The sequence below is a fragment of the Legionella dresdenensis genome, from assembly GCF_042649825.1.
In the GTDB taxonomy this organism is placed as follows: Bacteria; Pseudomonadota; Gammaproteobacteria; order Legionellales; family Legionellaceae; genus Legionella_C; species Legionella_C dresdenensis.
The window spans coordinates 247,212-261,526 of record NZ_JBHSAB010000001.1 but is presented as its reverse complement, the minus strand read 5'-3'; the positions used below and the strand labels follow the sequence as shown (position 1 = coordinate 261,526).

The following is a 14,315-nucleotide window of genomic DNA, read 5'->3' as shown; positions in this document are numbered from 1 at the left end:
GCGTGTTTAATGTTGCGCGGTTGCCTTAAGGCTGATTCTTATCCATAAGCCGCCTGTTTTTCTGTTTTGAGCGGTAATCGTACCCTGATGCAGATCTATGGCTTTTTGGGCAATGGATAAGCCTAACCCATATCCGCCGGTTCTTTTTTCACGCGAAACATCCACTCGGTAAAATGGGTTAAAAATTTTATCTAATTGCTCGGGAGGTACTCCCGGGCCGTGATCCTTAATATCAATAAATATTTTCCGGCTTTCAGGCTCAATAGCGAGAGAAAGATTAACCGGTTTATCCTCGGGTGAATAACGTAATGCATTACGGACAATATTTTCGACTGCTCTATGGATAAGCCGCTCATCAACCATCATTTGACAATCAGGCGCTTCAAACATAACGCGCGGTGAGTCATGGTTATATTCATAATTCGCGTCGTCAGCAATTTTTTTCAGCAGGTTATGAAGATTGACTTCTTTAAGATGCAACTCATCAACGGATTTGTCCAGACGGGCAAATTGCAGAATTTCGCTAATCAGGTTATTAAGCCGCATGCATTCAAGCTCCATACGGGCGAATTCAATCTCGGCAAGGGCATTTGCTTTTTTTCTTCCCAGTTCAATGGCAATTTGTAATCGGGCTATGGGCGAACGTAATTCGTGGGAAATATCCTGTAACAGGCGTTCTTTGGATTTGACGATAGTTTCAAGCTGTTCCGCCATCTGATCAAATTCATCGCGCAAATCATCAATTTCATCACGGTAATGCCCTTTGAGCTTTCCGACTCGGGTGTTGAAATTACCGGTCGCTATTGATTTGGCGGCTATAGATAAAGAACGTAACGGCTGAGTAAGATAAATCGATAGCAAGTAACAGATCAAGCCGCTAATGAAGATTGCTATCGTGAGACGGATAGTTAAGCCTGCCCAGGGAATAACAACAAAGTGCGCCAATGGTTTTTTACTGACCGCAGCTAGCCGATATGCCTTGCCTGAAGTTGATAAAATTTCATGGCTGACAATCAGGTTGCCGAATTTTAACAGGCCATCGTCAAGTTCTTCCTGAACAAGGTCTTTGGCAATTTCCCTGATTTCAAGGGGAGGGGGGCGGTTACCGATAATTTCGCCCGTGCTGCATAAGAGAAACAGCGTCATTTGCCGTGATCTTCCTGTTTCCGCCAGCCATTTTTTTAAGGCGCTGTGCTGACCGGATTCAAACGTTGCAACCGCGGCGCTGGCATAACTGTCCATAAACAGTTTTTCACGCGCCGGGATGGAGGATTTTTTGGCAATTTCGCTGGTCACCCAGGCAGTGGTGATAATAATAAGGATGGTAGCCAGCCAGAAAGAAAGAAATATTTTCCAGTACAAACTACGCATTAAACATATATCCGAATCCACGCACAGTTTTTACCAGCGGATCGCCCTGGTTGTTATTACCAAGCTTGTTACGCAAATTACTGATATGAACATCAATGCTGCGATCATAGGCAGTGTATTTACGGCCAAGTGCATATTCGGTAAGCTCTTCTTTGGAAAATGCCTGGCCAGGCGATTTGATCAGCATTTCGAGAATATTAAATTCAGCATTGGTCAGTTCAAGCGGCTCGCCATGTTGAGTCGCTGCCCGCTTGGAACAGTCAACAACAATTTCCTGATGTTCGATAACCGGCCGCTGAATCGGCATTTTCTGAGTACGTCTTAAAATAGCGCGTAATCTGGCGACCAGTTCACGAGGGTTGCAGGGTTTAGGCAAGTAGTCGTCTGCACCGATTTCCAGTCCGACAATGCGATCAATGTCGTCACCGCGCGCGGTTAACATCAATACCGGGGTGTCAAGGTGCTCCCGGATGGCTTTCAAGACCTCAAAACCATTAAGTCTGGGCAGCATGACGTCAAGAATAACGGCATCGAAGGTCTGGTTAAGCGCTTTCTTGACGGCCGTTTCGCCATCATGGGCGCAGACAACATTGAAGCCTTCCGGCTCCAGATATTGCATCAGCAAATCAGTTAATTCTGTATCGTCATCAACTAATAGAATGGAGTTGCTCATGGAATGGTTATTCCTCGAAATGTAAGTGCTTGTCGAAAGCGGCCCGCTTATCAAAACAGCCTAACAACTTTATCCGCCTGGCATCGGCGTTTATGACTTTAAATTCAAAGGGCTCAATGGTAATGACTTCACCGCGCTTTGGCAAATAGCCAAAACCCGCCATCACAATTCCGCCTATAGTATCATATGTTTCGTCGCTGAAACCCGCTTTTAACTGAGAGTTAAAGTCTTCAATAGGCGTATGTGCCTTGACTATGTATTGGGCATCGCCATGCTCTTTAATGTAGGCTTCTTCGTCAACATCAAATTCATCTTCGATATCACCAATAATTTGCTCAATAATGTCTTCAATAGTGACAAAGCCGCTGACTGTGCCGTACTCATCAACAACCAGCGCCATGTGATTACGGTTACTTCTGAATTCACCCAGAAGAATATCAAGCCGTTTGCTTTCAGGAACAAAAGTCGCGAGCCGGACTATATCATGAAGATTGAATTCCTGATTACCCTGAGCCTGATAGCGCAACAGGTCTTTGGCGTGCAGAATGCCAATGACTTCGTCTTTATTGTCGCCGGTAACAGGGAAGCGGGAATGGCCTGAACTGGTGACGGTTTCAATAACCTGTTGCAGGCTGTCGTCATGCGATATGCAAGTCATTTGCTTTTTGGGAAGCATAATATCCCGTACCCGCATTTGCGAGAACTGAATGACGCCTTCAATCATGCCTAAGGTTTCGGAATCAATGAGAGAGCGGATTTGAGCATCTCTTACCAGACTTATCAAATCGTCCTGATTCCTTGGTTCCATTTGCAAGAACTGTTTCAGGCGCAGAAACCAGGAACTGCTATCATCCTCTTTAGTCAATTTTTTCATCCTCCAGGAGGTAAGGATCCGCTATTCCGAAACCGGCCAACAGGCTGGTTTCAAGCGCTTCCATTACTTTAGCGTCTTTCTCTTCAATATGATCGTATCCCAATAAATGCAAAACCCCATGAATAACAATATGCGCCCAGTGAGCTTCCGCGGTTTTGCCCTGTTCAAGATATTCCTGTTCCAGGACATCCGGACAGACAATTACATCACCCAGCAGGGGGAAATCAAGTTCAATATTATCCGGGAGCGCACTTGGAAAGGCCAGCACGTTGGTCGCTTTATTTTTTTCACGGTAAGCGTGATTTAATTCTGTAATTTCCCCGGGCTCTACAATCCGCAAGGTAATTTCTGCTTCCTTGCCATATTGATCAAGTGCGGCAGATGCCCATTGCATTAACTGCGCCTCCGAAACAGGCAAAGGTTTATCACAAGCGAGTTGCAGATCAATATAATGGTTCATCAGGTTCTATCCTCTTCAGTTTTTTCATAACAGTCAACGATCTTGGCGATCAACGGGTGCCTTACAACTTCCCGGCTGCTGAAGGTATGGATACTGATTTCATCCAGATTGCGGAAAATCTTAATCGCATGGCTTAAACCGGATTGGGTGCCTTTAGGCAAGTCTGTTTGGGTCATATCACCGGTGATTACCATTTTTGAACCGAAACCCATGCGGGTCAGAAACATCTTCATTTGCATGACGGTACTGTTCTGGGCTTCATCCAGAATAATAAACGCTTCATTCAATGTTCTGCCGCGCATAAAAGCTAGCGGCAGGATTTCAATGACATCCGTCTGGATAAGTTTCTGGGTTTCTTTAAAACCAATCATTTCATAAAGCGCATCATAGACCGGGCGCAGGTAGGGCAATACTTTTTCCACCAGATCGCCAGGCAAAAAGCCTAATTTTTCACCAGCCTCCACCGCCGGCCGTACAAATACCAGCCGCTGAACTTCGCCTTTCTCAAAAGACTCGATCGCTTTGGAAACAGCAAGATAGGTTTTTCCTGTTCCTGCAGGCCCTACGGCAAAGGTAATATCGTGTTGATTAATGCTGGTTAAATAGTCAGCTTGTTTATCATTTTTGGGAATAATGCTTTTACGGCTTAAGCGAATTGACGACATACTTTTACTCGATTCCTTCTGAATTAATAATTGATTAACCTGCTCAATACTAACCGGTTTTTTAGAAAGCTGGTAAAGGCGGCTGATAACTGGTTTTGCTTTTTGCAGAGTTTGTTCAGATTCAGCAGTCAATTTTAATTGATCGTGCTGTATTTTGATATGAATATTAAGTGATTTTTCGAGCAGCTGGATATTTTCATGAAACGCGCCACACAGATTGGCCAGTCTTTTTACGGTCAAGTCAGGTAAGTCCAAACAAGTGCTTTCTAATGTACTACTCAAGATTTTAAAAAAATTGATCACTATAGTTCAAGGATAGTCTATATTGACCTGTTTTTGCAAGCGTGCAAGTGTAGATTTGGCTGCAAAGGATATTGTCATTCCCGCGAAGGCGGGAATCCATTTCTCAAGTTGGCTCCTTACCTTGTTTGATGGATAGATCCCCGCCTTCGCGGGGATGACATAATCCCGAACGATGTTGTGAAATGTGGAAAGTTCAGTTTTCTCATGCACTACGAATGCGTCAACCGATATATCAACAACGCCGCCCTTTGCGTCTGAATCGGCAATGACTTGATATCCAGCGTTTCATCGGTAGAGTGGGCGCCATTCCCCAATGCGCCCAACCCGACAAGATTAGCTTTGACTATCCCGGCAATATAAGAAATATCGCCTGCACCGCGAATCCCGGGATCCAGCGCTTTTACTTTGCCATATCCCAAATCATCACTGGCCTGACTGTATACTTCCAGAAGCCGTATGTTTTCAGCAGTAGGGGGCATGGATGGAATACCGTCTTCAAAACTGATTTCAGCAGTGGTTCCAGGCAAATTTGTTTTGACAATCTGCTTCATAGCCGCTTTCGCATGATCTCGCTGCACTGGCGTTAAATAACGTAAATCCCCTTTAGCCAGGGCTGTTTTAGCGATAACATTTTCCTTTCCGAATGCCTTTCCACTTGACAGTTGTTTGTCATAGCCAACGATAGTACCACCCAGAATCAGTCCCGGGTTGAATGAAAGGTATTTTTCGCTGGCCAACCGGCTAACCATAGTATTTAAAATGCGTGCCAATTCAAAATTGGCGCCATAGCCTGATACTTTGCGGAATATTTCTGAGGAATGGGTTTCATTGCCGGTGGTTTTAACCGTCCATTGGCTGATGCCGCGGCGTGCGATAGTTGCGGTATCGGCGGTAATTGCGCATTCAAAATCAAGCGCAATATCGCTTTGCCGGGCCGCTTCAAACAGCGGCTTGCGAGAAATAGCCGCAGGTTTGCCCGAATCCTCTTCATCCCCGGTCAGCACGACTGTGATAGTGGTATTATCCAGCACATGGGCTGCAGCTAACGCCTTAAGGGCATACAGAATGATGACATCGCCGCCTTTATCATCAATAACGCCTGGCCCTCGCGCTTTATCGCCGACTCGGGTAAAAGTCTGAAACGGGCTGTCTTTGGAAAAAACCGTATCCAGATGGCCAATCAGCAAAACCCTTTTGCCGGAATTTCCTTTTCGTTCTGCTACCAGGGTTGGTGCGCGTTTCATTTCAGCGGGTTCTTCAACCCAACGTACTTTAAATCCCAACTGTTCGAATTCAGGCCGTAAAACGGAGCCGACCTGGCGGACACCGGCAACATTGGCGGTATCGCTATTGATGTTAGCTATTTTTTCCAGGAGCGAAAGCTGATTTGAAGCTTGCTGGGTAATGTGTTCTGCAATTAATTTTTCCTGGGCGGTCAACGGTTTTGCTGCCAATGGCGGTGAAAAAATAAATGTTGCCAGCGCTATTATTCTGATTAATCCCGAGCGGTTATCCATACTTTTCAACCCTTGTGATATGCCCCTGCAGTTCAAGATAATCATTTGGGTTTATAAAATCAACTGATAATTAGCCTTGTGCCGGATAATTGGAGTAGGTTGGGTCGTTTTGACCCAACAAGCCTTTTTATCAAGTACACCAGATCTGAAAGTGATTGAAGATTGGTGTAACTCCTCACGTCATCCCGAGCGAAGCGAGGGATCTCCCTGCAGTGGCACAATCTCTAACATAACGCTCGATATAAATCGTCCCACTCAGGATTTAATGAATTAATCAGATCCTGCTTCTTTTTTCGTGACCAGCCTTTGATTTGCTTTTCTCGCTCAATAGCCACGACGATACCCGAACAAACTTCAAAATAAACCAGTCGATCCACATTGTATTTTTGGGTAAATCCAGCCACCAGTTTATTCTTGTGTTCGTAAAAACGACGTATCAAATCATTGGTAACACCGGTATACAGAACATTGTTGTGTTTATTGGCCAGAAGGTAGACGTATGATTCCGTTTGCATGGACTATTCCTTAATTTTGTTGGACTGTATTGTCGTCTCAGATTCCTGACAACAAAGGGATAGTACCAGAAAAAATAGACTGGATGGAACTGATCTGCTATTCGTCCAGCTTGCTGTGGTACGAGCTTTTCCATTCAGCAATCTTTGCCAAAAGCGTTTGTGATAATTTGTTCGTAGTCTTTCATCCCGCTATTTGATCATAACCGCATAATTTTTCAAGTGTTTTTTTCAATATTTTAGTATGTGCCACTGCAGGGAGATCCCTCGCTTTGCTCGGGATGACGTGAGGAGTTACAGATTGGTAATGTTGGGTCAAAACGACCCAACCTACGCGTAATACAAAAAAATTATCCTATTTCAATTACAACGCCGGTGTAGCATCACGGTTTATGTCCTTCTTTCTGGCTTTCCTTAGGCACATCAGGATCTCCCTTCATATCAAAATGGTCTTTCTTCATCTGAGAAAATCCTTCCTTAAATTTGGCTATCTCATTTTGTCGTTGCGTATTGGTATTAAAAAAGCCTTTATTTTCGCGGTTACTAAGGACTGCTCCAATTACAGTAACTGCCTGCCCTATTTTTTTTAATACCAGTAGTACCGCTCCGAAGTTTGACCTATGATGTTTCATTTTATCAGATGCTTCATTAAGCGTTTGGGTAATAGCATTCTTAGCTTTCTGCCCCTCTCCAGGAGTACCAGTAAAATAAGCCTTCGCATAGGCATTAGTCTCCTTAGTCAATTTATCTGCATACTCTATAGCGGTTTTGCCATCAGCTTTGCGAGCAGGATCCTTTTCTAATTTATTGCCATGGACTCTAAGCTTATCTACGCACATTTGTAATTTAATTATCTTTTCAGCATCCTGTAAACATTCCTTGCTACCATCATTACGTGCCACTTTCAAAGCATTCTGAACATCTGCCAGTTTTAGCTGGTTAGTTCCAATTTCTGAGCAGATTTTTTTCAATTCATCTACATTACCCTCTGTTGCTGCTGTAGATAATGCTAGCGAATTCGCCATGGCATTTTTTTCAGCTACATTCATAATAAAATCATTTAATGCAGCTCGGGTGGGACCATCATTCGTAGTACTTAATCCCTGCCTAATAACACTTTGCTCAAGATTCGCATGGTCAATGAGATATTTGACGACTTTACTTTCACCTTCGGCAACTGCCTGGAGAAACACCTCGTTTTTGGTCTTATCATCAGGGAAGATGCCATTCTCTTCTTGATATATAACTTTTATGACTTCCAATCCATTTAATGACTGTGCAGCATTTTTTAACGCTTCATTAACAAGCTTCGTATCCAGCGGAAGTTCAGAAAGCGGGTACAAGCACTTGATTACCTCGGCTTTACCAGCGCGGGCTGCAGCTGTAAAAGCGTTTCCGAGTGTTTCCATGTCTGGTTTATTTTCATTTTGTAATGTAGTCAGAAAAGAAACCACCTCATGCCCGCCGCTCTTTGCTGCAGCGATTAAGGCATCTGAAACGGCTTTTTTATTTGGATGAATATCAGCGCTCAACCCACAAAACACCTTTACTACAGCTATATTCTTTGCACCCGCTGCCTGCATAAATCCAAACTGTACTGCTTGCTCCAATACTGCACGCTCCAATTTGGTTGTACCTTTTCTATCAACTGCTTTCACAAGTAAACTAACATACCTCCAAGGACTGGAGTTATTATTCATGGTAAGCAGTTTATCCACCGCATCATTGAGGTTCTTTTGACTGGGTTTATTCTCCCCAGTCATGTTGCAAATGGCTCCAAAAACATATAACTGTTTACTTTCCACTGCTTTTAACAAAACTTCACCTACTGCAGCCTGTCCAGGTTTATTTTCTGCATTCGATTTCAACAGTTTTTTAACAACCTGCCATTGGCCTATTTCAGATGCCTTCTTGAGTGCCTTCTCGATAGCAGGTTGTCCAGGCTGGTTGCTTTCAGGATTAAGACGGAATAAGATATGCTCAATTTGCCCCAGGCAACCATCCACATTTTTATCTTCACAGAGACGTTCCAGAGCCTGACTAATACCCTCTTTGCTTGGTTTATTGTCGCCAGTCATGTCACAAATAGTTTCAAATAACCAGGGTGGGACAGTACTCTCTGATACGTTTAATAGGGCTCTATCTACAGCTTTCTGGGTTGGCCGGTTATTTCCCTGCATCTGACATATGTCTGCAATAAGTTTGTCAGCACCTTTATCTGAGGCCATCACGAGAGCATAATCAATCGTAGATGAGTCAGGAGTATCGGTTCCTGAGAAGACTAGTTCGCGCGCTTTATCGAAGTTCTGAGCATTCAAAGCGCTTTCTATTGCCTTTCTAATTTCTTCCTGGGTCATTTGGAGTTCCGCTTAATTAAATGCGATTACAGTAATTATAGATTAAGAAATTTGGGCCTGTTGACAGACCCTGGAAAAAATGTTGCCTAGCGTTGCAGTTTCAGAGTCTCAGGAGAATGGTTTGCCAGTGCAGGTTCCAAAATAGTTCTGACAAGGGGAAGGATTTTTTCATTAATGACGCAAGAACTTAATTGTTTTGGGAGTTTTGTATGTGTATCGCCAAGAATCTTTGAAAATTCGGCAGTCATTGCATCATTATCAGAAAAAGAGACAATCAAGTCTTTATTATCATCATTCACTATCCGACTGGCTATATCAGGACCATGCGGTCCAATAGCATTGCTATGCAAATGCCCATCAAGAATTACTATATGCGAGGTGCGGTTATTTGAAAAATATTTTTCAGAAAAATACTGGATCGCTGACAATGCATTATCGAAACAAACTAAATCACATTTATATCCCTCTTTCGATAGAGTAGAGTAAAGTAATTTACTGAACGCGTGGTGGTAAAACCGCTTGTCGTCCACGAAAACAATTGTCAGCATAAAGCTCCTCATATTTTTTACCGCCAGATTATACAGTCTTGATTTAATTAGATCAAACTGAAGTTAAATTGATCGTATGAGTTTAAGATCTCTGTAATTCAGTGCTATACTGCCTGGGATCTCTTTCTTAAACGGTAACTGGCGCATGATTGATCTACATTGTCACAGCATCTATTCTGATGGCGCTCTAATGCCAGAGGAACTGCTGGCCAAAGCCAGTCAGTCCGGGCTTAAAATGCTCGCGTTGACTGACCACGATACCGTTGAAGGCAGTAAATTATTGATTGCTGGCGCATCGCGTTATCCTGGCCTCAGGATTGTTGGCGGAATAGAATTAAGCGTGCGCTGGAAAAAGCATGATATTCATATTTTAGGTTTAAATATCAATACTGAAGAAGCCAGTATTTCGGATTTGATTAGCCAGCAAGTTCAAAGCCGTAAAACCCGGGCAATGCAGATTGCTGATTGCATGGCCTTGCTTGGGATTGATAATGCGTTTGACAAGGCTTGCGCAATAGCTGGCCATGATCATATCGCCAGGCCGCATTTTGCTCAATTGCTGATTAATGAGGGCAAAGTAAAGGACATGCAGACTGCATTTAAACGTTTTTTGGCAAGAGGAAAACCGGCCTATGTCCCAACGCAATGGATTTCGCTGGCCGATGCCGTTAACGGGATTGCGGCTGCCGGTGGAAGCGCGGTGATTGCGCACCCGCTGAAATATGGTTTAACCCGCACCCGCCTTACTGAGCTGATTATTGAATTTAAAAGTTACGGCGGGTGCGGTATAGAAGTAGTATCGGGTGAGATGACCGAGCAGCAGGTTGTTGATATGGCCGGTCTGTGTAATCGTTTTGATTTGTCTGCTTCCACTGGGTCGGATTTCCATAATGATAACGTTTCGCGTATTTCTCTTGGACGCCAGCGCAAACTGCCGCTAAACTGTAAGCCTGTATGGGAGCAGTGGAACACTTAACAGGGGACTTTATGAGTCAGTTATTTGCAATACATCCGGATAATCCGCAGGCACGGCTGTTAAGAACGGCCGCCGGGATTATCGAAGCGGGCGGGATAATTGTTTATCCTACTGATTCCGGCTACGCGCTGGGTTGCCAATTGGGCAATAAAGGTGCGCTTGAACGCATCCGAACGCTTCGCCACCTTGACAAGAATCACAACATGACGCTTGTCTGCCGCGATCTGTCGCAATTAGGCACTTATGCCAAAGTGTCTAATCCCATTTACCGGCTGCTGCGCGCGTTTACACCGGGTTCGTACACTTTCATTCTGAATGCAACCCATGAAGTGCCACGCCTGATGTTGCATCCCAAACGAAAGACATTGGGGCTCAGGGTGCCTGAAAATAAAATTTCTCTGGCTTTGCTTGAATGCCTGGAAAAGCCCTTAATGAGCACTACTCTCATTTTACCCGGTGCCGATGCTCCCTTGAGTCAGGCTGAGGCAATCAAAGACATACTGGGGAACCGCATTGATTTGATCATTGATGGCGGCGACACAATCTATGAACCGACAACAGTAGTCGATTTAACCGGAGAATTTCCGGTAATATTACGAGAAGGAAAAGGCGATCCCGAGCCGTTCCGCTAATTTTTTATAAAAAAGTTGAATTGAGGATTTTGATGTCAGCATTATTTAGTTCCAGTAAGCGGGTAGTGTCCGGTATGCGAGTCAGCGGCCGGTTGCACTTGGGACATTATCACGGCGTATTGAAAAACTGGGTGAAACTCCAGCACCAATATGATTGCTATTTCTTTGCCGCAGACTGGCATGGATTGACCACCCATTACGATTCGCCGGGTTTTTTTGAAACTGCCTTATGGGACATGATTATCGATTGGCTGGCATGCGGCGTTAACGTTGGCTTGTCCAAAGTCTTTATCCAATCCTGGGTACCAGAGCATGCGGAACTGCATTTGCTATTGTCTATGATTACGCCATTGGGCTGGCTGGAGCGGGTGCCGACATATAAAGATCAGCAGGAAAAACTGCGTGAAAAAGATTTGTCTACCTACGGTTTTTTGGGTTATCCGTTACTGCAGAGCGCAGATGTTCTGCTGTACAAAGCTGATTATGTTCCTGTTGGCGAAGATCAGATTGCCCATATTGAATTAATCCGGGAAATAGCGCGGCGGTTTAATTTTATTTATGGCCGTGAGCCCAATTTTGAAACGCTGGCTCAGGAAGCAGTAAAGAAAATGGGCAAAAAAAATAGCCGTCTTTATAACGATTTACGCAAGGATTTCCAGCAGGAAGGCAGCCACGAATCGCTTAATACGGCCAGAGCGCTTATAACCAATCAGCATAATTTATCCTTGGGCGATAAAGAGCGTTTACTGGGTTATCTTGACGGCTCGGGTAAAATCATTCTGCCGGAGCCGCAGGTATTATTAACTGAAACCCCTAAATTGCCTGGTACCGATGGCCAGAAGATGTCTAAATCTTATCATAACACCATTGGTTTACGGGAAGAGCCCGAGGTTGTTGAGAAAAAGATATTAACCATGCCCACAGATCCTGCCCGCGTGAAGCGTACAGATCCCGGCGAACCGGAAAAATGTCCAGTCTGGCAGTTCCATAAAGTCTATTCCTCTGATGAGGTAAAAGACTGGGTGCAGAAAGGCTGCAGAACGGCTGGTATTGGTTGTCTGGAGTGCAAACGTCCGGTCGTGGATGCCATTCAGCAGGAGCTTAAGCCTATTCAGGAGTCAATCAGAGAATATGAAGCGGATATCGGATCGGTAAAGCGTCTGGTGGCTGAGGGCAGTGAAGCGGCTCGTGAAGAAGCGATTAAAACATTAAAAGATGTCCGCGAAGTAATGGGTCTGGATTATTGATGACAGCATGTGCGGCGGCAGCGGAACCTGACGTATTAGCGCTGGTCGATGGCAAGCCTTTTACAGAAGTGCCGGCGGATCTGTTTATTCCGCCTGATGCGCTCAGGGTTTTGCTGGATTCATTTACCGGACCGCTGGACTTGCTGCTGTATCTGATCCGGCGGCAGAATATTGATATTCTTGATATTCCGATTGCACGCATTACCAATCAATATATGCAATACATCAATCTGATGGAAGAACATCAGCTTGAACTGGCTGCCGATTATCTGGTAATGGCCGCTATGCTTGCTGAAATCAAATCCAGACTGTTATTGCCAGTACCGGCAGGTGCGGATGATGAGGAAATGGAAGATCCTCGTCTGGCATTGGTAAAAAAACTGCAGCTGTACGAACAGTTCAAACAGGCAGCAATAGCCATTGATGAATTACCGCGTTGTGAGCGCGAAATTTATCGCGGCGCTATTGCTGCCGATGGATTACAAATGATCATCATGCACCCGGATGTTAATCTCGATGAATTGACGCAGGCAATGATGGAATTGATTGAGCGTCAGGGGCATGAGGTGCATCATCAGATTAGCCGGGAACCTTTATCCGTGCGCGAGCGTATGGCTCTTGTTCTTGAGCGTCTGCAACAGGACAAGACGGTTATGTTTAATCAGTTATTGCAGGAAGATGAAGGACGGATGGGGCTGGCGGTTACCTTGTTGGCTATCCTCGAGCTGGCCAGGCAGTCGCTGGTTCTGATTACTCAAACGGCTGCATTTTCACCTATTCATTTACAGGCGGTTCAAAATGGATGACATAGAACTTAAATTGATTCTTGAAGCGCTGTTAATGAGTTCGGAAAAGCCGTTATCACATGAACAACTGGTATCCGTTTTTGATGACTGGCAAAAGCCTGATCGTAAACAACTTGAAAAAGTATTGGACTTATTAGCTCAGGATTATCAGAATAGCGCTATTGAGCTGAAGCGGTTAGCCAGCGGGTATTGTTTCCAGACCCGGGCAAAATACGGAAACTGGGTAAGCCGGCTGCAGGCAGAGCGGCCTGCCCGTTATTCCAGAGCGTTATTGGAAACACTGGCAATCATTGCCTATCGTCAACCGGTGACGCGGGCAGACATTGAAGAGATTCGGGGAGTTACGGTCAGCAGTACAATTTTAAAAACCTTAATGGAACGTGAATGGGTTAAAATTGCCGGTCATCGGGATGTGCCGGGAAAACCTGCAGTTTATGTAACTACCCGGGATTTTCTTGATTATTTTAATTTGGCCAGTATTGATCAGTTACCGCTATTGATGCCGATAGCTGAAGAACCATCTGTGCCGAATAATCAACCTGTAGAAGAGTGTATTGAATAATGAAAGAACGTTTACAAAAGATTATCAGCCAGGCAGGCTTGGGTTCACGCAGGGAAGTGGAAAAATGGATTGAGGAAGGTCAGGTTTCAGTTAACGGTACAGTCGCCAAATTAGGCGACAAAGCTGATTTCACGGATAAAATTTCGGTAAAAGGGAGATTAATAGCTAATCCTTTAAAGAAAGAACTTAAAACTCGCGTTATTATGTACCATAAGCCTATTGGCGAGATATGCAGCCGTAATGATCCGAAACACCACAGAACGGTTTTTGACAAATTGCCTTATCTGAAAGAAGGGCGCTGGGTTCAGGTTGGCCGGCTTGATATTAATACCTCTGGTTTATTGCTGTTTACCAACAATGGCGAGCTGGCAAACCAGTTAATGCATCCCAGATACGGTCTGGAGCGTGAGTATGCGGTACGTGTACACGGCCAGGTGAGTAAGGAAGCAATCGACAACTTGCTGAAAGGTGTGGAACTTGATGATGGTAAGGCGCAATTTAAGAAAATAGAGTACCATGGCGGAGAAGGCGTCAATAGCTGGTATCATGTGATCCTGACTGAGGGGCGTAATCGTGAAGTAAGGCGGTTATGGCAATCTCAGGGGGTTGAAGTTAGCCGGCTGATTCGCATTCGATATGGCAGTATTGCCATGCCGAGATGGCTGGCGCGTGGGGCGGTGCAAGAGTTGACCGCAAGTGAAGTGGAAAATTTATTAAAAGGGTAAAAAAACTCCCTTCTCCCGTATCGGGAGAAGGTGCCCGCAGGGCGGAAGAGGGTAAAACAGAAAGTAAATGATTATCTCTCTTCCGTC

Annotated in this window: 15 protein-coding genes; 6 read left to right on the top strand and 9 right to left on the bottom strand. The window is 44.7% G+C overall.

Annotation, left to right across the window (positions count from 1 at the left end; translation table 11 throughout):
• Positions 1-6: 6 nt before the first annotated feature.
• The 9 genes from cpxA to ACFORL_RS01185 all read right to left on the bottom strand — a co-directional run bounded on the left by cpxA (position 7) and on the right by ACFORL_RS01185 (position 9,280).
• Positions 7-1,371 carry a two-component system sensor histidine kinase CpxA gene (cpxA, locus tag ACFORL_RS01225; RefSeq protein ID WP_382340303.1) on the bottom strand — a complete coding sequence of 455 codons (1,365 nt, stop codon included), beginning with the start codon at positions 1,369-1,371 and terminating at the stop codon, positions 7-9.
• Positions 1,364-2,044 carry a two-component system response regulator CpxR gene (gene cpxR / locus ACFORL_RS01220; RefSeq protein ID WP_382340301.1) on the bottom strand — a complete coding sequence of 227 codons (681 nt, stop codon included), beginning with the start codon at positions 2,042-2,044 and terminating at the stop codon, positions 1,364-1,366. The genes cpxA and cpxR overlap by 8 nt, the downstream gene beginning before the upstream one ends.
• Positions 2,045-2,051: 7 nt before the next feature.
• The gene (locus ACFORL_RS01215) at positions 2,052-2,918 is read right to left on the bottom strand and encodes an HlyC/CorC family transporter (RefSeq protein WP_382340299.1); all 867 of its coding nucleotides are present in this window, start codon (positions 2,916-2,918) and stop codon (positions 2,052-2,054) included.
• On the bottom strand, positions 2,902-3,378 hold the full coding sequence (ybeY, locus tag ACFORL_RS01210; RefSeq protein ID WP_382340297.1) for an rRNA maturation RNase YbeY: 477 nt from the start codon (positions 3,376-3,378) through the stop codon (positions 2,902-2,904). The genes ACFORL_RS01215 and ybeY overlap by 17 nt, the downstream gene beginning before the upstream one ends.
• A complete protein-coding gene (locus ACFORL_RS01205; protein ID WP_382340295.1) occupies positions 3,378-4,298 on the bottom strand; it encodes a PhoH family protein in 921 nt (306 codons plus the stop codon). The genes ybeY and ACFORL_RS01205 overlap by 1 nt, the downstream gene beginning before the upstream one ends.
• Positions 4,299-4,555: 257 nt before the next feature.
• A complete protein-coding gene (locus ACFORL_RS01200) occupies positions 4,556-5,863 on the bottom strand; it encodes a M20/M25/M40 family metallo-hydrolase (protein ID WP_382340293.1) in 1,308 nt (435 codons plus the stop codon).
• 224 nt (positions 5,864-6,087) lie between these two features.
• Entirely contained in the window at positions 6,088-6,378 is a 291-nt protein-coding gene (locus tag ACFORL_RS01195) for a GIY-YIG nuclease family protein (protein ID WP_382340291.1), read from the bottom strand.
• 380 nt (positions 6,379-6,758) lie between these two features.
• Positions 6,759-8,732 (bottom strand): hypothetical protein, encoded by a 1,974-nt coding sequence (locus ACFORL_RS01190; protein ID WP_382340288.1) that lies wholly within the window; start codon positions 8,730-8,732, stop codon positions 6,759-6,761.
• A gap of 86 nt (positions 8,733-8,818) precedes the next feature.
• Positions 8,819-9,280 carry a hypothetical protein gene (locus tag ACFORL_RS01185; RefSeq protein WP_382340286.1) on the bottom strand — a complete coding sequence of 154 codons (462 nt, stop codon included), beginning with the start codon at positions 9,278-9,280 and terminating at the stop codon, positions 8,819-8,821.
• A 145-nt stretch (positions 9,281-9,425) separates the two neighbouring features.
• Here ACFORL_RS01185 and ACFORL_RS01180 point away from each other — a divergent pair, with 145 nt between their 5' ends.
• The 6 genes from ACFORL_RS01180 to rluB are packed head-to-tail and all read left to right on the top strand — an operon-like array spanning position 9,426 to position 14,228.
• Positions 9,426-10,256: a PHP domain-containing protein gene (locus ACFORL_RS01180; RefSeq protein WP_382340284.1), complete on the top strand. Its 831-nt coding sequence runs from the start codon at positions 9,426-9,428 to the stop codon at positions 10,254-10,256.
• An 11-nt stretch (positions 10,257-10,267) separates the two neighbouring features.
• Positions 10,268-10,888, top strand: coding sequence for an L-threonylcarbamoyladenylate synthase (locus tag ACFORL_RS01175; RefSeq protein ID WP_382340282.1), 621 nt, complete (start codon positions 10,268-10,270; stop codon positions 10,886-10,888).
• A 32-nt stretch (positions 10,889-10,920) separates the two neighbouring features.
• Complete coding sequence (locus tag ACFORL_RS01170) at positions 10,921-12,135, top strand: tryptophan--tRNA ligase (protein ID WP_382340279.1); 1,215 nt, start codon at positions 10,921-10,923, stop codon at positions 12,133-12,135.
• Positions 12,135-12,941, top strand: a complete 807-nt coding sequence (locus ACFORL_RS01165; protein WP_382340277.1) for a segregation and condensation protein A — start codon at positions 12,135-12,137, stop codon at positions 12,939-12,941. The genes ACFORL_RS01170 and ACFORL_RS01165 overlap by 1 nt, the downstream gene beginning before the upstream one ends.
• Complete coding sequence (scpB, locus tag ACFORL_RS01160; RefSeq protein WP_382340275.1) at positions 12,934-13,503, top strand: SMC-Scp complex subunit ScpB; 570 nt, start codon at positions 12,934-12,936, stop codon at positions 13,501-13,503. Before ACFORL_RS01165 ends, scpB begins: the two co-directional genes overlap by 8 nt.
• Positions 13,500-14,228: a 23S rRNA pseudouridine(2605) synthase RluB gene (rluB, locus tag ACFORL_RS01155; protein WP_382340846.1), complete on the top strand. Its 729-nt coding sequence runs from the start codon at positions 13,500-13,502 to the stop codon at positions 14,226-14,228. The genes scpB and rluB overlap by 4 nt, the downstream gene beginning before the upstream one ends.
• Positions 14,229-14,315: the final 87 nt, after the last annotated feature.